15 protein-coding genes, 1 tRNA gene and 2 pseudogenes are annotated in these 18,686 nt (G+C 64.4%); 8 read left to right on the top strand and 10 right to left on the bottom strand.

The genetic code is table 11. From position 1 onward, the window contains the following. The first annotated feature begins 1,366 nt into the window (after positions 1–1,366). Both AYJ54_RS06345 and AYJ54_RS06340 read left to right on the top strand, forming a co-directional pair. Entirely contained in the window at positions 1,367–1,624 is a 258-nt protein-coding gene (locus AYJ54_RS06345) for a hypothetical protein (protein ID WP_136623480.1), read from the top strand. A gap of 120 nt (positions 1,625–1,744) precedes the next feature. Continuing rightward, positions 1,745–3,205: a site-specific integrase gene (locus tag AYJ54_RS06340; RefSeq protein WP_063697470.1), complete on the top strand. Its 1,461-nt coding sequence runs from the start codon at positions 1,745–1,747 to the stop codon at positions 3,203–3,205. Between the two features lie 26 nt (positions 3,206–3,231). Here AYJ54_RS06340 and AYJ54_RS06335 read toward each other — a convergent pair. Both AYJ54_RS06335 and AYJ54_RS06330 read right to left on the bottom strand, forming a co-directional pair. Further along, positions 3,232–3,316: transfer RNA gene (locus tag AYJ54_RS06335), tRNA-Leu, on the bottom strand. A 135-nt stretch (positions 3,317–3,451) separates the two neighbouring features. Next, entirely contained in the window at positions 3,452–3,694 is a 243-nt protein-coding gene (locus AYJ54_RS06330; protein ID WP_018647371.1) for a FliM/FliN family flagellar motor switch protein, read from the bottom strand. A gap of 69 nt (positions 3,695–3,763) precedes the next feature. Here AYJ54_RS06330 and lipB point away from each other — a divergent pair, with 69 nt between their 5' ends. After that, positions 3,764–4,501: a lipoyl(octanoyl) transferase LipB gene (lipB, locus tag AYJ54_RS06325; protein ID WP_063697466.1), complete on the top strand. Its 738-nt coding sequence runs from the start codon at positions 3,764–3,766 to the stop codon at positions 4,499–4,501. Here lipB and AYJ54_RS06320 read toward each other — a convergent pair. Next, on the bottom strand, positions 4,498–4,926 hold the full coding sequence (locus AYJ54_RS06320) for a tautomerase family protein (protein WP_063697463.1): 429 nt from the start codon (positions 4,924–4,926) through the stop codon (positions 4,498–4,500). The two genes, lipB and AYJ54_RS06320, sit on opposite strands and share 4 nt — an antisense overlap. A 116-nt stretch (positions 4,927–5,042) precedes the next feature. Between AYJ54_RS06320 and AYJ54_RS06315 the strand changes: the two genes are divergently transcribed. Further along, entirely contained in the window at positions 5,043–5,897 is an 855-nt protein-coding gene (locus tag AYJ54_RS06315) for a LysR family transcriptional regulator (RefSeq protein ID WP_063697460.1), read from the top strand. Positions 5,898–5,909: 12 nt separating this feature from the next. Here the strand turns inward: AYJ54_RS06315 and AYJ54_RS06310 are convergent. From AYJ54_RS06310 to AYJ54_RS06300, 3 genes and pseudogenes are all read right to left on the bottom strand, one after another. Next, a pseudogene (locus tag AYJ54_RS06310) lies at positions 5,910–7,348 on the bottom strand (TIGR01777 family oxidoreductase). Beyond that, complete coding sequence (locus AYJ54_RS06305) at positions 7,345–8,010, bottom strand: DUF4166 domain-containing protein (protein WP_063697457.1); 666 nt, start codon at positions 8,008–8,010, stop codon at positions 7,345–7,347. The pseudogene AYJ54_RS06310 and the gene AYJ54_RS06305 overlap by 4 nt, the downstream one beginning before the upstream one ends. Positions 8,011–8,024: 14 nt before the next feature. Further along, on the bottom strand, positions 8,025–8,582 hold the full coding sequence (locus AYJ54_RS06300; protein WP_063697454.1) for a GbsR/MarR family transcriptional regulator: 558 nt from the start codon (positions 8,580–8,582) through the stop codon (positions 8,025–8,027). A 151-nt stretch (positions 8,583–8,733) separates the two neighbouring features. Here AYJ54_RS06300 and AYJ54_RS06295 point away from each other — a divergent pair, with 151 nt between their 5' ends. Then, the gene (locus AYJ54_RS06295; protein ID WP_063697451.1) at positions 8,734–10,254 is read left to right on the top strand and encodes a PAS domain-containing sensor histidine kinase; all 1,521 of its coding nucleotides are present in this window, start codon (positions 8,734–8,736) and stop codon (positions 10,252–10,254) included. Between the two features lie 239 nt (positions 10,255–10,493). Here AYJ54_RS06295 and AYJ54_RS06290 read toward each other — a convergent pair whose 3' ends face one another. From AYJ54_RS06290 to AYJ54_RS06275, 4 genes are all read right to left on the bottom strand, one after another. Continuing rightward, on the bottom strand, positions 10,494–10,793 hold the full coding sequence (locus AYJ54_RS06290) for an acylphosphatase (protein WP_063697448.1): 300 nt from the start codon (positions 10,791–10,793) through the stop codon (positions 10,494–10,496). Continuing rightward, a complete protein-coding gene (locus AYJ54_RS06285) occupies positions 10,790–11,656 on the bottom strand; it encodes an isocitrate lyase/PEP mutase family protein (protein ID WP_063697445.1) in 867 nt (288 codons plus the stop codon). Before AYJ54_RS06285 ends, AYJ54_RS06290 begins: the two co-directional genes overlap by 4 nt. 212 nt (positions 11,657–11,868) lie before the next feature. Then, positions 11,869–13,884: an acetyl-CoA carboxylase biotin carboxylase subunit gene (locus tag AYJ54_RS06280; protein ID WP_063697443.1), complete on the bottom strand. Its 2,016-nt coding sequence runs from the start codon at positions 13,882–13,884 to the stop codon at positions 11,869–11,871. A gap of 177 nt (positions 13,885–14,061) precedes the next feature. Then, entirely contained in the window at positions 14,062–15,132 is a 1,071-nt protein-coding gene (locus tag AYJ54_RS06275; RefSeq protein WP_063697441.1) for a zinc-binding metallopeptidase family protein, read from the bottom strand. Positions 15,133–15,321: 189 nt separating this feature from the next. Here AYJ54_RS06275 and AYJ54_RS06270 point away from each other — a divergent pair, with 189 nt between their 5' ends. The 3 genes and pseudogenes from AYJ54_RS06270 to AYJ54_RS52030 form a co-directional block, all read left to right on the top strand. After that, a complete protein-coding gene (locus AYJ54_RS06270; protein ID WP_063697440.1) occupies positions 15,322–17,799 on the top strand; it encodes a PAS domain S-box protein in 2,478 nt (825 codons plus the stop codon). Between the two features lie 227 nt (positions 17,800–18,026). Further along, positions 18,027–18,467, top strand: coding sequence for an EamA family transporter (locus AYJ54_RS06265; protein ID WP_063697438.1), 441 nt, complete (start codon positions 18,027–18,029; stop codon positions 18,465–18,467). Between the two features lie 36 nt (positions 18,468–18,503). Beyond that, positions 18,504–18,686: pseudogene (locus AYJ54_RS52030) on the top strand (sensor histidine kinase); the annotation flags it as partial.

Here is an 18,686-nt window from a genome sequence, read left to right as displayed (position 1 = left end):
CCTCCACCATTGCCCACAATCTGCTTCGCGCCGGGAAACGACGACACCGACGGTGTGACCGGCAACGACTCGGACGAACATCCACAGAGCTGACTAACGCAACAAACGCACAGCTTGCTTCCTTCGTCCCGGCTCTGCTCTCGACTGCGAATACCCAGACGATTGCCCCGGCATCGATTGCGTAAAGAGGATCTCCGGCGCAATGATCTCGGCATAGCCCCTGGTCTCATCCCCGGAATCGATGAGGTTCGAAGCTGGCGCCCCCCGCAATCAGGCCCGACATCCTCGGGCCTTTGGTTTGAGCGTTGAGGGCTAGCTGGCTTACGTACCTTCCCTCTTCCTCCGCTTCAAAATCGGCCCTCGACAGAATGCGCCACGGCCGGTACGGCAAAGATGGGCCCCGCATATTCCGAAGCGACTCAGACGACTAAAATCACAAGTACAGTCGCAGACAATCGTTGCCCGTGGCGGCAGACGAGTGATTCGCCCCGACAACGTTGTTTGCCCTGATCGCAATCCACAGAGCTCGTCTTGGTCGACCGAATAAGGAATCTGCTCATGACGAGCACGACCGGCTCCTTCGCGTAATTACCTTGCCTTGCGACTCGCCTGATCGCCACAATTCCGCAGGGCCTCATATCACTTCAAAGAACGACCAGCCTTACCTACTCTCGATAGATTTTTCTTGATCTCCCGGTGCACACGTCGTGCACACGCTGCCTTCTAACCGCTTGAAAAACTTGAGCTCTCGCTCCAATCCATCATCGGAGCTACAGAAATGCAGGACTCCCGTCATTGCAAGGACTTACGGAATCGCCTTAGCGGGCTGAAGCACCAATGCGTGCACTCTGAGCTTGCCGAAGCTGCACTCCGCTGTACTCGCCTTGACCTTTCGGTGCACACGTAGCGCACACGAAATGAGGAGTGCACACGGTCATGACTGCGCTCATCTAGCTGCCGCCTGAAAATTAGCGCGTTCTGGTCCGCCGCGAGAAAACGTTGGGGGCATGTACGAGGTCGGCCCGCCCCCGACGTCTCAAGGCCGCAGCATTGGAAGCGCTAAAGGAATCTCTGAGAAGCTGCAAAACTATCGCAGGTAGGCCGATCAAGCGAAAATGATCGCTATCTTCTTCTTCGACTTCGCTTGCTCACGATGATTTTCGGCTCTTTCAACTATCTCACGATACTCCAAGTTTTATCTGCCTTCTCTAGAGTGACTACCGACCGCCGTGGTTGAATAAATCAACGCGGCGCTCTCTTCCCATTCCTACCTCGATTTCGCGGTCACCGACGCTGAAGCTGATGCCAAACGCGCTGTGCTCGCAACTCGGAATGATCGGCGTCGCGAAACGGGGAAGCGCGCAGCTTGAACGCGCTGAATGTCACACTTAGGAGAAAGGTCATGCCGCGGCGTCCGGCAAAGGTTACGCAAGCAGACCTGGCTCGCGCGATCCGCGCCGCCAAGGAAGCCGGCGCGAGTGCGGTCAGCGTCGATGCAGACGGCGTTATTCGGATTGCACTGACGTCGAGCGCCGTGCCAACCAAGCTCACAACAGGTCTCGACGAAATATGGGTGCCATCGGAGGCGCTGCAGCGTTACCTGAAGCGCACCGAAAGCGGGTGAAATGCACCTTATGCAATTGCTGCGGAGTCACCGCATCGCTAGAATCCGAGCATTGGTCCACGGAGACATCCAATGCTCGGAACGGAGAAACGCGACCCCCGCGCCCCCGGGGATCGGCGGATGTACCTTTACTTCAATTATTCCGAATCTGGCTCGCAGCGCTGGTACGTGAAGGTTAGCCGCAAGGGCCGCAGGATCGGGATCAGCGAGGAATACGGGACGTCCGCGTTCGACGCCGCCTATGAAGCCGGCGTTGCGGCGTTGGGCGGACTCATGCGCATGCGTCGTGTCAAAGACATGGTGAAGCCGGACCAACCGGAACGCCGCTATCTGGACGTCGACGTCAGCCAACGTGGCCAAGTGCGTCACTACGTGCAACTGCGCAACAAGCTTCCGAAGATCAGGATCAAGGCCGAGTACGGCACGCCTGAGTTTAATTCCGAGGTTGATGCAGCGATCGCGGCCCAGATCGCGCTGTATGGCAATGAGGGCGACTACATCAATGCGCAAAAGCAGCGCAACGAGGCACGCCCTGCTCTACCCGAGACGCCGGCGAAACCCGGCACGCTGCGCTGGTACTGGAACGGCTACAAGCGAAGCGAACACTGGCTGGGTGATCTCAGTGTCGGTCATGAGGGCTTGGCGGACTCGACCCGACTTCAGCGCACCGGACTGATCGAGTCACTACTGCCCGAGAATGGTGAGAAGCCGTTTGCAGTGCTGACGCGCAAGGTTATCAAGGCGGAGATGAAGGCGCGCACCCCATCGCAGGCGGGCAACTTGCTGTCGGCGGTTCGGGGCATGATCCGCTGGATGATCGACGAGAAGCATCTCGACGAAGACGACGATCCGACCATCGGACTAAAGTCCGGCAAGGCAAAAGCGAGTCGCGAGACCGGCGGCTTTGTTCCCTGGACGGAGGATGACATGGCCCGGTATCGAGCGAAGTGGCCGCTCGGTACCGAGGCGCGGCTGATGTTCGACATCCTGCATTACACGTTCCTGCGGCTTGGAGATGCCCACCGCTTCGGCCCGCCCCACCTTCGCCAGATCGTGCGAAAGATGGCGGTGCAGATTGCCACTGAGAAAAGTCAGGGCAATATGACCGTCACGGTACCTGTGCATCCAGAGTTCGCCGTGAGCCTGAGGGCGGCTCGCGCGGCAAACATCATTGGTGCTCAGGTATTCACCGGCAAGCTTGTGCGCGGCAGGGTCCTACCGATGAACAAGAAAGCCTGGGCAGCCAAATTCAAAAAGTATGCGGTCTTAGCCGGCGTCAACGAGCCGAAGAAGAGCTGCCACGGCGTGCGCAAGGCCCGGGCCGAAGTGGCCGCCTATGCCGACTGCACCGAGAGCCAGATGATGGCGATGTTCGGCTGGACCGACCCCAAAATGCCCGCCCACTACATCGCGCAGGCGAATCGAGAGAAGCTTGGCATCAGTGGAATGGAGAAGATCGTGACGTTCGATCAGAGCCAGTCACTCGACGACTGGCTGGCAGTGCCGCGGGCGAACAGCACGCGAACGCCGCGCCGGAACGGAGTGGTAACATTCCCGGGTAACACCCAGAAAAAAGCCTAATCATTTCAATTGAAAATGTGGGTTTATGGTGCGCTCGGAGGGACTCGAACCCCCACGGTGTTACCCACTGCCACCTCAAGGCAGCGCGTCTACCAGTTCCGCCACGAGCGCTAGAAGATGCCGGCCTGAGGCTTTGAGGCTGGCCGGATCAGCGGCCGCCGATCTAACAAATCCATCAGGGGGATACAAGCCTGCAAAGCCCCTGAATTCCACAAGCTTGCGAGGAAAGATCCGCCCGGACCGGCCTTATCTCGTGCCGGGCGAGCGCGGCAGCATCTGCTTGACCTCGACCGCGATCCGGTTGCGATCGACCAGCACCACGCCGGAAGCCACCGGCAGGTTATTGGCCAAAACCTTGACCTCGTCGGCCTCGGTCGCGTCCAGCTCGATGATGGCGCCGCGGGAAAGACGTAATACCTGATGGATCGGCATGGTGGTCGTCCCGAGGACGACCATGAGATCCACGGTGACTTTATCGAGAGTGGGCACTGTCAGGACCGCTGCAACTTGGGACTTTCGCATTTGCTCTCGCGATGATCACCACGTTATGGTTAGCCAATGGTTAATAAGCCTGAAAACCACCGCCAAGACCTCGATTTGACGTCGTTTTCCGCCTCCGCCGGCGCGCCCGTGGAGTGGCGGATTTCGGACGCCCCGGTGCCCTATCCGGACGCGGTGGCCGCCATGGAGGCACGCGTTGCGGCGATCGCGGCGGGCGAGGCGAGCGAGCTGGTCTGGCTGCTCGAACACCCCCCGCTCTACACCTCCGGCACCTCGGGCAAGGCCTCCGACCTGCTCGATTCGCGCTTTCCGACCTTCGCCACCGGGCGCGGCGGGCAGCTCACCTATCACGGCCCCGGGCAGCGGGTGGCCTATGTCATGCTCGACCTCAAGCGCCGCCGGCCGGATGTCCGGGCCTATGTCGCGAGCCTGGAGGAATTGATCCTGCGGACGCTGGCCGCCTTCAACATCCGCGGCGAGCGGCGCGAGGACCGGGTCGGCGTCTGGGTCCGGCGCCCGGACAAGGGGCCGGACCACGAGGACAAGATCGCCGCCATCGGCGTCCGGCTGAAGCGCTGGGTGTCGTTCCACGGCATCGCCATCAATGTCGAGCCGGAGCTGTCGCATTTCGCCGGGATCGTGCCCTGCGGCGTCGCCGATCCCCGCTACGGCGTCACCTCGCTGGTCGACCTCGGCCATCCCGTCACGATGGCCGATGTCGACATCGCGCTCCGGCAGGCTTTTGAGGAGTTGTTCGGCCCAACAAAGGCGCTGCTGCCGGAGGCTGTGACCTAGGCGGCCGCGTGGTCGGGCGCGACCTCGAGCTTGCCGGCGATGTAGCGGCGCTCCTGGGTAAGGCCGCCGAAACCGTAGGCATCGCCCCTCACCTCGTCGACATGCAGGTACGTCTCGTGATGCAGCGGGCCCAGCAGCTCGCCCATGCGCTTGAACATGGCGGCGAGATAGGTGGCCTTCTCGTCCTTGGTGTTGGTGCCTTCGCTGACGTGGATGTCGATCCAGTAGCTTGCGAGCTTCTGCTCGGCGAGCGATTTGCCGCCGGCGAACCAGTCGGCCGCGTCGACCGACTTGACGATGATGGCGGTGACCTTGGGATCCTTGTGCAGGATCTTTGCGGTGAGCTCGGACACGGCGTTCGCAATATCGGCCTTCAGCGACGGCGATTGACGGGAGCTTGTGTAGGACACGGTGATCAGCGGCATGGTCGTTCTTCCTCTTAAACTGTCGCGCGAACCTCGCGCGGCGTTGGTGGAGAGCTAGACCTGCCGTAGCCATTTTGGTATCTTATTTATACTGATACCAGTGATAATCATTCGTAATGACACCACACCTCGACATCGCCACCGTGCAGGCCTTCCTGCTGGTCGCCGAGCTCCAGAGCTTCACCCGTGCCGCCGAAGCGCTCGGCACGACGCAGGCAGCCGTCAGCCTGAAGCTCCAGCGGCTGGAGACACTGCTCGGAAAACGCCTCGTCGAACGCTCGCCGCGCGCGGTCCGGCTCACGGCCGACGGCGCCGGTTTTCGCGATCGCGCCCGCGCGCTGATCGAGGCGCATGACCGCGCATTGTCCGGCGGCGCATCAACCGCGCAGTCGCTTTCGCTCGGCATTTCCGACCACGCGGCGGGCCCCGAGCTGGTGCCATTGCTCGAGCGTCTGCACGCGATGTCCTCAGACCTCACCCTCGCCGTCACCATCGGCTTCTCGCGCGAGATGCAGGACGCTTACGACGCAGGTCGGCTCGATGCGGTCATCGTCCGTCAGGAAGGCAGCCGGCGCGGCGGCGAGAAGCTCGCCGAGGACGAGTTTGGCTGGTTCGCAGCAAGACGCTTCACCCTGCCCCACGGTGAGCCGCTGCCACTTGCGACGCTTGCTCCACCCTGCGGGGTCCGCGCCATCGCCGTGCGCGCGCTGGACAAGGCCGGCATCGCCTGGCGCGAGCGTTTTGTCGGCGGCGGCGTCACGGCGGTGGTCGCGGCTGCGCTTGCCGGACTTGCGATCGCGCCGCTGGCTCGGCGGATCGCGCCAGGCGGGCTGATCGACATCGGGCCCGCACACAAGCTGCCGAAGCTCGGCAGCTCGAAGGTGATGCTGCATTCGAAGGTCAGCGATCCGGCAAAACTGGCGGCGCTGCGGACCGTTGCGGCGACGTTCCGGAGCGTAGCGACGGCTTGATGCCGCTCGATCTCACAAGATCGCCTCGAACGCGCTGCGCAGCGTCTCGTGCCGGAACACGAAGCCGCGGCTCAGGGCCTTGTTCGGCAGCACGCGCTGGCCGCCGAGCAGGAGCTCGTCGGCAAAGCCGCCGCCGATCCGGCGCAAAAGGCCGCCCGGAATGCGAAAGACCGCGGGCCGATGCAGGCGGCGGCCGAGCTCCTCGGTGAACTTCGCGTTGGTGACCGGGATCGGCGCGGTGGCGTTGACGGGACCCGCGAGCTCCGGCGTCGCGATCACATAGGCGATCAGCCGGATCAGGTCGTCGCGCTCGATCCAGGACATCCACTGCCGACCCGTGCCGAGCGGCCCGCCGAGGCCGAACTCGAACGGCGTCAGCATGCGCGTGATGAAGCCGCCCTCGGTGCCGAGCACGAGCCCGATGCGCAAATACGCCACGCGGACGGCAAGCTCCTCTGCTGGCCGCGCCGCCTTCTCCCAGGCCTCGCACAGCTCATGGCTGAAGCAGGCGTGCGATTTCGCCGATTCCGTCAGCACCTGATCGGCCCACAGGCCGTACCAGCCGATCGCGGAGCCGCTGACGAGCACCGCGGGCTTGCGCTCCAGCCGCGCGATCAGCTTCACGACCTCGCCGGTCATGTCGATCCGTGAAGAGAGGATTTTTGCGCGCTTGGCATCGGTCCAGAGGCCGTTGCCGATCGGCTCGCCGGCGAGATTGACGATAGCGTCGATGCGCGTGTCCGAGGCAAGCTGATCGAGGCTTGTGATCAGGGTGACCGGTGGCGGCAGTGTCTCCGCTTTGGCCGGGTTACGAACGAGCGCGATGACCTGATGCCCCGCGCCGGTGAGGCTCGCCGCGAGCCGGCTGCCGATGAAGCCGGTGGCCCCCGTGATCAGCACGGTCTGCCGGCCGGAGAGTTTCTCGACGAGCTCGTGCGCGGGCGCGCTGGTCATGCGGGCGAGCCGCCGTGTCACCGCGAAGTCCCTGATGCCGCAGAGCGCCGCGCCGACCGCGCAGGCGGTCGCCGCGAGGCTGAGCAGGCTCTGATATACGATGATCACGCCGAGCGGCTGCATTGCCCAGTCGATCAGCACTGGCAGCAGCAGCACCAGGATCGCGCCATAGTTGATCGCCAGCAGGGTGTGATATTGATGCGCTCGCTCGGCGGCAGTTTCCGGCTGAGGTCTTCCTCGACGAAATCCATCAGCGTGATGATGATCTCGGCGACCAGCACCGCGACGATGAGGAGCGCCAACAGGCCATGAACCTCGAGCCAGCCAAGCACCAGGAACAGAAGCGCATAGAGCATGTTGCGCACGGCGTGCAGCTTCAGCTCGAAACGCTGCGATGGCCGCCAGGCCAGCCGCTCGGTGAATTCGTGGTGATAGAAGGTGTCGAACACGCCCATCACGATCTGGATGGCGATGAGCGTCCACAAAAGCGGCGTCATGATACGGCCTCCCTGAACACGGCGGACTGGTGGATCAGCGCGCCGTAACGCGGGTGAGTGACATCGAGGGTGAAACGGAAGGTGCCCTCGCCGAGATCGCGGTGCGTCACGGTGAGATCGCCGGGCGTGAGCCATTGCGGCAGCGGAATCCAGAAGCCTGCGAGCTGGAGGCCATAGCCCGCGCTGCGGAAGGTCAGCACCTGGTCCTCGACCGCAATACGCAGCGCCATCGAGACGCCGAAGCCGACATATTCCTCGAGCCCGGTCGGGCCGGCGAAGCGCTTGGCGGAGTGAATGACCTGCGGGAAGCCGCACCGGCGCGCGCAGATGCGCGTCCAGGTCTGGCCGCCGCTCACGCCATCCTCGGTGACCGTGACGATCATCGGCACGCCGGTGTCGCGGCTTATCGGCAAGGGGCCGCCGATCAGCCGAGCGACTTGCGCAAACCACCAGCCGATATCGCTGAAGCCGACTTCGTCGACCACGCCGACGTAAACGACGCTGTCACCGTCAGCGACGCGTTTCGAAAAGCGGCGCCAGGTCGCGAGCGGCAGGCGACCCCAGTCCTCGTCCGACAGCAGGGCACGAAAGCGGCGATCGTCGAGTAGTCTGGTGTGAGGGGGATGAGATGCGAGAGAGCCCGGTAATCTTGCCGACGTCATCGCCCCCCTCCGAACTATCTGGCCTTACCCAGCGGCAGCAGGTTGGCGATCTTCTCGCCAAGCTTCATCAGCGCGACCAGGCGCGGCCGCGGCACCTTCAGCATCTGCATGAACCAGTGATCGGCGAGCTCGGTGAAGGCGAGCATCTCCTTCAGCCGCTTGCTCGCGACCGGACTGATGGTCGGATCGTCGGTGGCATCCGATACGCAGGCCCGCAGCGCGGCGATCGCCGGATCAATCTCGCGCTCCTTGCGCCGCGCCGCGATCCGCGCCGCGACCTCCCAGATGTCGGTCTCGGCCTCGTAATGGTCGCGACGGTCGCCGAGGATCGGCGCCCGCCGGATCAGGTTCCAGGCGAGCAGCTCCTTGAGCGAGTTGGAGACGTTGGAGCGCGCCATGCCGAGCGTGTCGGCGATGTCCTCGGCGGTCATCGGCGCTTCCGCCAGATACAGCAGCCCATGGATCTGGCTGACCGAGCGGTTGACGCCCCACTCGTCGCCCATGTCGCCCCAATGCAGGATGAAGCGCTCGACGGCCACGGGTAATTTCTTCTTGCCGGTTATTTCTGTCATGACAGAAATATCTGACGAATCCGGTCCACTGTCAAGTCGCTGGGAATGCTTTGCCCTGCATACCCTTGGCGACATTTGCCTAAAAATATCCCACGGTCGGGAACAATCCCTATCCTGCAGCGTTTGCACGGGTCGACGCAGGGCGCTGGGAATGGTGAAAAAGTACAATCAACAGAGAGACTTGTTCGAAAGCGAACGCAGTTTACGGCTGTTGGTTGAAGGCGTTGCGGATTACGCCCTGTATATGCTCGATCCCTCCGGGATCATCACGAGCTGGAACATCGGCGGCGAGCGCATCAAGGGTTATTCGCCGAGCGAAATCGTCGGCCAGCATTTTTCCCGCTTCTATACCGAGACCGACCGTGCGAACGGCAAGCCCGCCCGGGCGCTGGGTATTGCGCGGGAAAAGGGCCGTTACGAGGAGGAAGGCTGGCGCGTCCGCAAGGACGGCACCTTCTTCTGGGCGAGCGTCGTGATCGATCCGATCTATGAGGACGGCGAGCTCGTCGGCTTCGCCAAGATCACGCGCGACATCACCGAACGGCGCAATACGCAGCTCAAGCTCGAGGCGATGCAGAAGCAGCTCGCCGAGTCGCAGAAGTTCGACGCGCTCGGCCAGCTCACCGGCGGGGTCGCCCACGACTTCAATAACCTCCTGATGATCATTAGCGGCAGCCTTCACATCCTGAAGCGGGGGGCCGAGGACGATGCGAAGCTGCAGCGCGCGATTTCCGCGATTGATACCGCGACCAAGCGCGGCGCGGCGCTGACCAACCAGCTCCTCACCTTCGCACGGCGCCAGAGCGTCAATCCGCAGGCGATCGATTTCACCGAGCGCATCGCCGCGATCCGCGAGGTGCTCGATGCCGGCGTCGGCAGTGCCGTGCGTCTCGCTTTCGACATCGAGCGCGGCGTCTGGCCGGTCAAGGCTGACGTCTCCGAGCTCGAGACGGCACTGCTCAATCTCGTCATCAATGCCCGCGATGCGATGCCCGACGGCGGCGCCGTGACGATCAGCGCCCGCAATGCCGTGCTGGCCGAGCCGCCCTACGCCGGCGAGTTCGTCGCGATCAGCGTCGCCGATACCGGACTCGGCATTCCCTCCGACGTGCTCGACAAGATCTTCGAGCCGTTCTTCACGACCAAGCCGATCGGCAAGGGCACCGGTCTCGGTCTCTCCCAGGTGCACGGCTTCGCCCACCAGGCCGACGGCACCGTGAAGGTCGCAAGCGAGCTCGGCAAGGGTACGACCTTCACCGTCCTCCTGCCGCGCGGGACGAATGCACCGACGCGGGAGACGGTTGAGTCCGCGCCGTTCCGCGGTAGCGGCACGGTGTTGCTGGTGGAAGACAATCCTGACGTCGCATCCGTCAGCATCGGGCTCTTGGAGCAGCTCGGCTACAATGTGCGCCGGGTCGCCGATGCCGAGGCTGCGCTGCACGAGCTCGAGATGAACGGCGTCGAGTTCGTGTTCTCCGACATCGTGATGCCCGGCAAGATGGACGGGCTCAGCCTCGCCCACCATCTGCGCCAGATCCGCCCCGGCCTGCCGATCCTGCTCGCCACCGGCCACAGCGACATCGCCGCCGACGTCCGCGGCGACTTCCCGATCCTGCGCAAGCCCTACGAGATCCACGAGCTCAGCGAAGCGATCGCCAAGCTGCCGCGGTGAGGCGCGCCCGCTCCACCTCGCCCGCTTGCGACAGGCTATCGCATTTGAAATAGAACTTGGCGGGCAGCCTCCTTGCGGCCCATCCATCGAGACGCCGCTGTTGGCGGGCTCCTCAGGATGAGGCCCTGTTTCGCGGTGAAATCTCAGCCCCTCATGGTGAGGAGCGCCGCCTTACGGCGCGTCTCGAACCATGAGGCCGAGTCCGTTCGCAGCCACCAAGGTGCCGTGTGTGCGGATGGTTAGACCGTCGGCAACACCGAAAACGCTTCCCCTGCCCTGCGCAGCTTCAATTCATCGGCGCTCGCGGTCTCGCTGGTGACGCTGTCGACGCGCGAGGACGGCGGACCGTGGCGGCACAGCGCGACCATGTCGGCCACATGCTTCGGCGCGCCCGCAAACAGCGCTTCCACGCTGCCGTCACGGCGATTGCGGACCCAGCCTTCTAGCCCGCTTGTGACAGCCTGATATTCGACCCAGGCACGATAGCCGACGCCCTGGACGCGCCCGCGGATCATGACCTGGAGGATCGCCTGGCTCATTTTTTCAGCCCGAGCAAGTCGGCGCTGCGCGCCTTCATGTCGGCCTCGCGCATGACGCGGCCGGTCAGTTCCGACGATGCGAGGCCTTTGAGGTTTTTCGGCGGCGTGCCCTCGCGGAGCGCCTTGAGCGTGTCGTCGACGGCTTGCGTCGCGGCCGCGATCGGCGCGTGGCCCTGGAGCGCGATGCGCACGCGCTGGCCCGCGAGATAGTCGAGCGCGTTCAATTCGTCCGGCGCACCGCCCAGCACGATCGGCAGACGCGTCGCCGCCGCAATTGCCTCGAGTTCGGCGCGCGACTTGATGCCGGTGAAGAACAGCGCGTCGACGCCGGTGGCCTCATAGGCCCGCGCGCGGCCGATGGTGTCGTCGAGCGAGGTGATCGAGGCCGCACCGGTGCGGCCCATGATGACGAGCCAGGGATCGCTGCGGCCGTCAAGCGCCGCCTTCATCTTGCCGACGCCTTCCTCGAGCGAGATCAGCTGCGTCTTGGCTTCGCCGAAGGCGGCCGGCAGCAGCGTATCCTCGATGGTGAGGCCGGCGGCACCGGCGGTCTCAAGCTCCTGCACCGTGCGACGCACGTTGAGCGCGTTGCCATAGCCATGATCGGCGTCGACCAGCACCGGAAGCGTCGCAGCGCGCGACATCCGCCGCATCTGCTCGGCAAGCTCGGTGAGCGTGATCAGCGTGATGTCGGGATCGCCGAGCACGGCGAGCGAAGCGACCGAGCCGCCGAACATGCCGAGCGGAAAGCCGAGATCCTCAGCGATCCGGATCGAGATCGCGTCATAGACCGAGCCCGGACGGACGCAGTCCGAGCCCGACAGGATGAAGCGCAGTTTTTCGCGGCGGGAACGAAAGGTCATGGTGCTGTCTCGATCAATATGAATGCATCCCCGTCGTCGTCCTGGCGAAAGCCAGGACCCATTACCCCGGCTGAAGGTCGTTGCAGAAGGTGACGGCCACGATCTCCGTCAACAACTGCTCCCTGGGGTACTGGGTCCTGGATCGGCGTTCGCGACCTGGACAACGCTGCGCGTTGCCAGGCGCTCACTTGTCCGGGACGACATTGATGCCCTTACGCAAACTCCAAAATCAGCGCGTCCACCGCGAGCGTGGCGCCCGCGCCGGCGTGGATCTTCTTCACCGTGCCGTCGCGCTCGGCGCGCAGCACGTTCTGCATCTTCATGGCTTCGACCACCGCGAGCGTCTCGCCGGCCTTGACCTCCTGGCCCTCGGTCACCGCAATGGAGACCACGAGGCCGGGCATAGGGCAGAGCAGCTTCTTGCCGGTGTCGGAGGCCGTCACAACCGGCATCAGCCGCGCTGAGGCCGCTTCCGCTTCGGTCCAAACATAGACCGGCACCTCGACGCCGTGGTGCGCGAGGCGGATGCCGTTCGCAATGGGACGCGCCTGCACCGCGACGAAGTGGCCGTCGATCGTGCCCTGCCAGACCGGATCGCCCGGTTTCCATGGCGACTGCAACAGATGCACATTGCCGGCCTTGCCCTCGGCATCGACGAAACTCACCGCGATGGCCTCGCCCTCGCGCGCGACCTCGAGCAGGATCTCGTCACGGTCGAGCCACACCGCGCGGCGGCGTTCGCGCTGCACGACACGACCGCCGAGCTGCCCCGAAATCTGCCGCTTGCGCTCCCCGAGCACGTGATCGATGGCGGCGCCGACCGCGGCGATCCGCCGCGCGACCTCGCCCTCCGGCACGCGCACCGCAAAGCCCTTGGGAAATTCCTCGGCTATGAAGCCGGTCGAGAGCCGGCCCTCGCGCCAGCGCGGATGATGCATCAGCGCCGACAGGAACGGGATGTTGTGCCTGATGCCATCGACATAGAAGGCGTCGAGCGCGGTCGCCTGCGCCTCGATCGCGGCGGCGCGCGAGGGCGCATGCGTGACCAGCTTGGCGATCATCGGATCGTAGTGGATCGAGATCTCGCCGCCCTCCTGCACGCCGGTGTCGTTGCGCACGGTGATGCCGTCCTTGCTGGCTTCTGCCGGCGGCCGGTACTTCACGAGCCGCCCGATCGAGGGCAGGAAGTTGCGGAAGGGATCTTCGGCATAGAGGCGCGATTCCACCGCCCAGCCCGTCAGCGTGACGTCCTTCTGCGCGATGCTGAGCGTCTCGCCGGCAGCAACGCGGATCATCTGCTCGACGAGATCGATGCCGGTGACGAGCTCGGTCACGGGATGCTCGACCTGCAGGCGCGTGTTCATCTCCAGGAAGTAGAAGCTCTTGTCCTGGCCGGCGACGAACTCGACGGTGCCGGCGGAGTCGTAATGGACGGCCTTGGCGAGCGCAACCGCCTGCTCGCCCATCTTGCGGCGGGTGGCTTCATCGAGCAGCGGCGACGGCGCCTCCTCGATGACCTTCTGGTTGCGGCGCTGGATCGAGCATTCGCGCTCGCCGAGATAGATCACGTTGCCATGCTTGTCGCCCAGCACCTGGATCTCGATGTGGCGGGGATCGACGATGAATTTTTCGACGAAGACGCGATCGTCGCCGAACGAGGCCTTGGCCTCGGCCTTGGCGAGATTAAAACCCTCGGCGACCTCGGCCTTCGAATGCGCGATGCGCATGCCCTTGCCGCCGCCGCCCGCGGACGCCTTGATCATCACGGGATAGCCGATCTCGTCGGCGATGCGGACCGCGTGCTTGTCGTCCTCGATGACGCCGAGATAGCCCGGCACGGTCGAGACCTTGGCCTTCGCTGCGGCCTTCTTGGATTCGATCTTGTCGCCCATCGCAGCGATCGCGCCCGGGTTGGGACCGATGAAGACGATGCCGGCCGCCTCAAGCGCACGCGGAAACGCCTCGCGTTCGGACAGGAAGCCGTAGCCGGGATGCACTGCTTCCGCGCCGGTCTTGCGGCAGGCGTCCACGATCTTCTCGATCACCAGGTAGCTCTCGGCTGCCGCCGGCGGGCCGATCAGCACCGCCTCGTCGGCCATCTCGACATGGAGGGCATCGCGGTCGGCCTCCGAGTAGACCGCAACCGTCTGAATTCCCATCCGGCGGGCAGTCTTGATGACCCGGCAGGCGATTTCGCCGCGATTGGCGATCAGAATGCGTTTGAACATGTTCTTTTTGAGCTTCGTCCTTGGGCGGGACCCCTCCCGGGCCGTTGGCGGCCGATCGGGACGGGCCGTATCCCCGTCGTGGTACAGCAAAATGGGCCGGAGGCAACGGTCTAAATCCGCGCCCCTGGCGTACCAGGCAGGGCCAAAACCAGCCGCGGCGGGAGCCCGCGCGCCCCTCTAACGTCCCTTGGCCTTGGCGACGTCCCGCACCAGGCCGTGAATGAAGGCCAATTTTGCGACCACTGCGGGCGACAGGATGAAGGGATAGAGGTCGCGCAGGCCCATGGCGCGGTTGACGCTGTTCATGGCGAAGGTGAAGGGCAGCCATGCGCCGACCAGTGCCTGGACGTGCTTCGCCTCGTAAGGGTTGAAACGGATGCGCGCAGTCAACTCCCCGTCGGGGTCGACCTTGGGGCGCACCTCCATGCCGAACTCGGAGGCCATCTCCAAGGTGTCGACGATGTGGAGATAGTGTGCCCAGGTCTCGGCAAAGTCCTCCCAGGGATGCATCGTCGCATAAGCCGACACATAGTTCTGCTGCCAGTCCGGTGGCGCGCCTTCCGCATAATGGCGCTGCAAGGCCTGGCCGTAATCGGCCGAATCGTCGCCGAACACCGCGCGGCATTCCTCTAACCTGCCGCCGTCGCGCACCAGCACGTCCCAGAAATAGTGCCCGACCTCATGGCGGAAATGCCCGAGCAGCGTCCTGTAAGGCTCGCCCATTTCGAGCCTGCGCCGTTCGCGCTCGATGTCATCGGCCTCGGTGAGCGCAATCGTGATCAGCCCATTGTCATGGCCGGTCGTCACCCTCTGCCCGCTGTTCAGATCGTCGGCGAGGAAATTGAAGATCAGACCGTGCGCGGGATTCTCCTGCCGCGTCTGGAGCGGCAGCTTCCAGCGGATCAGGGAATAGAACAGCCGGTGCTTCGCCACCTCGAGCTCGCGCCAGCCCGCGAGCTGAGCCGGGTCGGACAGGTCCGGCACAATCCCGTTGTGCCGGCAGGCGCGGCAATAGCCGTTGCCGTCGTCCGAATCCGTCAGCCAGTTGCAGGCGTCGTACTCCGCATTCCGGCACAGCATGCGGCCCCTGCCCTTGTCGGCAAGCGCCGTCCAGGCCTCGCCATCGGGCTCGATCGCCGACAGCGTCTCCTTCTCGGGCAGGAAAGCGACCCGATGGCCGCAACGCTCGCAGGTGCGGTTCTCGAAATACAGCACGTTACCGCAGGCCTGGCAGACAAAGAGCTTCAAGATTTAGCCTCTTCGGAAAGGAAGTCTTGTGGAAGAGCGTTTTGCGCCCCGCGACGACGCTCTCGTGGGCCGATCGTTCCAGTCTCCGGAACAAAATGCCAGACCCGGCGTTGCCGAGCCGTTTCCTTAAGCACCCTTCCATTGAACAATGGTCATCCCTCCCCGTCTGTGTGAATATCGGCTCGGCACGTGCGCACCCGCATCACAACGGCCGACGCCTTGAACGATCCTTCGCCCGAAACCATCGCCGCCGAAAGGCTGCGCCAGCATCTTCAGGAGCTCGCGCGCGAGCGCGACAACGCCTATCGCGCGCTCCAGGAGCGCGAGGCGGAGCTCGCGCGGATCCAGCGCATCGGTAAGGTCGGCGGGTTCGAGGTCGATTTCCGGGAGGGGTTCAAGAACCGCCGCTCGCCGGAATATCTGATCATCCACGGCCTACCCCCGGAAGCCGCCGACGAGTCGCACGAGGACTGGGTCAATCGAATCCATCCCGAGGACCGGGCGGCGACCGTCAAACATTTCTTCGACGCGCTGGCCGGGAGGAGCGAAGATTACACCGCCGAATACCGCATCATCCGTCCCAACTACGGCGAGACACGCTGGATCCGCGTCGTCGCCAAGATCGAGCGCGACGCAGACTGCCGCGCCCTCCGCCTGGTCGGTGCCCATATCGACATCACCGCCCAAATGCTCGTCCGCGAAACGCTGCGCGAGAGCGAGGCGCGCTTTCGGCTGATCGCCGACAGCGCGCCGGTGCCGATCTGGGTGACCAAGCTCGACCGCAAGCGCTCCTTCGCCAACCGAGCCTATGTCGACTTCGTCGGCCTGCCCTACGAGGAGGCCATCGATTTCGACTGGCGCAAGGTGCTACATCCGGATGACCTACCGCACGTGTTGCAGCAATCCGTCCAGGGTGAAGCGTCGCTAAAGCCCTTCGTGCTGGAAGCGCGCTACAAGAACGCCAAAGGCGAATGGCGCTGGCTGCGCTCGGAATCCCAACCGCGCTGGGACCCGACCGGCAAGCATATCGGCTTCATCGGCGTCGCCCACGACATCACCGCCGCCAAGCAGGCCGAGATCGAGCTGAGACGGCTCAACGAGACGCTGGAAGAGCGTATCACCGAGCGCACCGCCGAGCTCGAATCCAACGAGGCGCGGCTGCGCGCAATCCTGGAGACCAGCAATCAGTATCAGGGTCTGGTCAATCTCAGGGGCGAGCTGCTTTACGCCAACCGGACCGCGCTTGACGGCATCAGCGCCGAGGCACGCGATGTCATCGGCAAGCCGTTCTGGGAAACGCCGTGGTTCACCGCCACGGAAGGCATGAGCGCGATCGTGCGCAACGCCTTCGACACCGTGCTGAGGGGCGAAGCTGTGCGGATGGAGATGCGCCTGCACCTTCCCGTGGGCGAGCGCGATTTCGAGTTCGGCATGCGTCCCGTGCTCGACCGCCACGGCAACATCACCGGTGCCGTGCCCGAAGCCGTCGACATCACCGAACGACGCCGCGGCGAGGAAGCGCTGCGCCAGTCGCAGAAGATGGAGGCAATCGGCCAGCTCACCGGCGGCGTCGCGCACGACTTCAACAACCTCCTCACCATCATCCGTTCGGCGAACGATTTCCTGCGCCGCCGCGACCTGCCGGAGGAGCGCCGCCGCCGCTATGTCGATGCGATCGCCGAGACCGTTGAGCGCGCATCCAAGCTGACCGCGCAGCTCCTCGCCTTCGCCCGCAGGCAGCCGCTGAAACCGCAGATCTTCAATGTCGGCAACCAGGTCGAGGGCGTCGCGCAGCTGGTCCGGCCGTTGGTCGGCGGCAGCATCGAGATCACGGTGGAGGTCGCCGATGCCGACTGCTTCACCATCGCCGACATCGCCCAGTTCGAGACCGCGCTGATCAATCTTGCCATCAACGCCCGCGACGCCATGGACGGCGAAGGCCGCCTCACCATCGCGGTCCGGAAAGTACAGGGCATTCCGAGCCTGCGCGGGCAATCGGCGCGCGGCGGCGACTACGTCGCGATCTCGGTCGCCGACACCGGCAGCGGCATCGCGCCGGAAAACATCGAAGCCATCTTCGAGCCGTTCTTCACCACCAAGGAGGTCGGCAAGGGCACCGGGCTCGGCCTGAGCCAGGCCTTCGGCTTCGCTAAGCAGTCCGAGGGCGACCTTGCCGTGACAAGCACGCAAGGGCGCGGCGCGACCTTCACCATCTATCTGCCGCAGGCACCAAGCCCGATCACCGAAGCGGAAGCGGCGGCGCTGACCCACGAGGCCGCAACCACCGGGCGCGGCTATCGCGTGCTCGTGGTCGAGGACAATGACGATGTCGGCCGCTTCTCCACCGAGCTCCTGGAGGATCTTGGCTATGTCGTGCGCCGCGTCGCCAACGCCAATGCGGCGCTCGCGATCCTGTCCGAGGACGAGTTCGCTGTCGACCTCGTCTTTTCCGACGTCATCATGCCCGGCATGAACGGCGTCGAGCTCGCCGGCGTCCTCCGCGAGCGCTATCCGGGCCTCCCCGTCGTGCTCACCAGCGGCTACAGCAACGTGCTCGCCGAAAACGCCCATCGCGGCTTCGAGCTGATCCAGAAGCCGTATTCGGTGGAATCGCTGTCGCGCATCCTGCGCAAGGCGATCATGGAGAAACTGTCAGTGGCGCGGTGATCAGCTCTCAGCCGTCGTCCCGGACAAGCGAGCGTCAGCGAGCGCTGATCCGGGCCCCATAACCACAGGATTGTGTTTGGCGAAGAGCGACGACGCGCGTGCCTCAAGATAGACTCCGCGGTATGGGTCCCGGATCTGCGCTTCGCTTGTCCGGGACGACAGTGAAATGCTTGGCGAGCAGTCATCTCCGCGACGACCAACTTAAGACTACGCATCAGGTACCCCCCATGAAACCCGCACTCCTCTCCGCCTGGCAGACCTGGGCGTTCCTGTCGGCCTGCTTTGCCGCGCTGACCGCGATCTTCGCCAAGGTCGGTGTCGAGAACATCAATCCGGATCTGGCGACCTTCATCCGCACCATCGTGGTGCTGCTCGCCTTTTCCATGCTGCTGTTCCTCACCGGCCAGTTCGCCGTGCCTTCCGCGATCTCGTCGAAGACCTGGCTGTTCCTGGTGCTGTCGGGCCTTGCGACCGGGGCGTCCTGGCTCTGCTATTTCCGCGCGCTGAAGCTCGGGCCCGCGACGCTGGTCGCGCCGATCGACAAGCTCAGCGTCGTCCTGGTTGCGCTGTTCGCCTTCGCCTTTCTCGGCGAGCGCCCGACCGCGCAGGGCTGGCTCGGCATCGCCATGATCGGTGCCGGTGCGGTGCTGCTGGCGGTGAAGTTTTGAGATACTGATCAGGCGACAAGTCTTAAGGACGCCGCGATGCGCTCCCTTCGATCCCGACTGCTGGCTCTGTGGATCATGCTGGTCGTCTCCGGTATTGCGACCGGCTACCTGCTGTTCGAGTCATTCCAGCAGACCGCCAATGCGCGCCTGGCGCGGTCCGAGGAGCTGGTCGCCCGCGCCTGCCGCGATCTCGCCGACCGCTATCAATTCTTCGTGGCG

The organism is Bradyrhizobium centrolobii (assembly GCF_001641635.1).
Taxonomy (GTDB): Bacteria; Pseudomonadota; Alphaproteobacteria; order Rhizobiales; family Xanthobacteraceae; genus Bradyrhizobium; species Bradyrhizobium centrolobii.
The sequence above is the reverse complement of the archived record's forward strand: the minus strand, read 5'-3'. Positions and strand labels throughout refer to the sequence as shown.

What these genes read in the sequence shown, in the direction of transcription:
- AYJ54_RS06340 (WP_063697470.1), top strand. Translation starts at nt 1,745, where the DNA reads ATGTACCTTTACTTCAATTATTCCGAATCTGGCTCGCAGCGCTGGTAC.
- lipB (WP_063697466.1), top strand. Translation starts at nt 3,764, where the DNA reads ATGGTTAATAAGCCTGAAAACCACCGCCAAGACCTCGATTTGACGTCG.
- AYJ54_RS06320 (WP_063697463.1), bottom strand. Translation starts at nt 4,926, where the DNA reads ATGCCGCTGATCACCGTGTCCTACACAAGCTCCCGTCAATCGCCGTCG.
- AYJ54_RS06315 (WP_063697460.1), top strand. Translation starts at nt 5,043, where the DNA reads ATGACACCACACCTCGACATCGCCACCGTGCAGGCCTTCCTGCTGGTC.
- AYJ54_RS06305 (WP_063697457.1), bottom strand. Translation starts at nt 8,010, where the DNA reads ATGACGTCGGCAAGATTACCGGGCTCTCTCGCATCTCATCCCCCTCAC.
- AYJ54_RS06300 (WP_063697454.1), bottom strand. Translation starts at nt 8,582, where the DNA reads ATGACAGAAATAACCGGCAAGAAGAAATTACCCGTGGCCGTCGAGCGC.
- AYJ54_RS06295 (WP_063697451.1), top strand. Translation starts at nt 8,734, where the DNA reads ATGGTGAAAAAGTACAATCAACAGAGAGACTTGTTCGAAAGCGAACGC.
- AYJ54_RS06290 (WP_063697448.1), bottom strand. Translation starts at nt 10,793, where the DNA reads ATGAGCCAGGCGATCCTCCAGGTCATGATCCGCGGGCGCGTCCAGGGC.
- AYJ54_RS06285 (WP_063697445.1), bottom strand. Translation starts at nt 11,656, where the DNA reads ATGACCTTTCGTTCCCGCCGCGAAAAACTGCGCTTCATCCTGTCGGGC.
- AYJ54_RS06280 (WP_063697443.1), bottom strand. Translation starts at nt 13,884, where the DNA reads ATGTTCAAACGCATTCTGATCGCCAATCGCGGCGAAATCGCCTGCCGG.
- AYJ54_RS06265 (WP_063697438.1), top strand. Translation starts at nt 18,027, where the DNA reads ATGAAACCCGCACTCCTCTCCGCCTGGCAGACCTGGGCGTTCCTGTCG.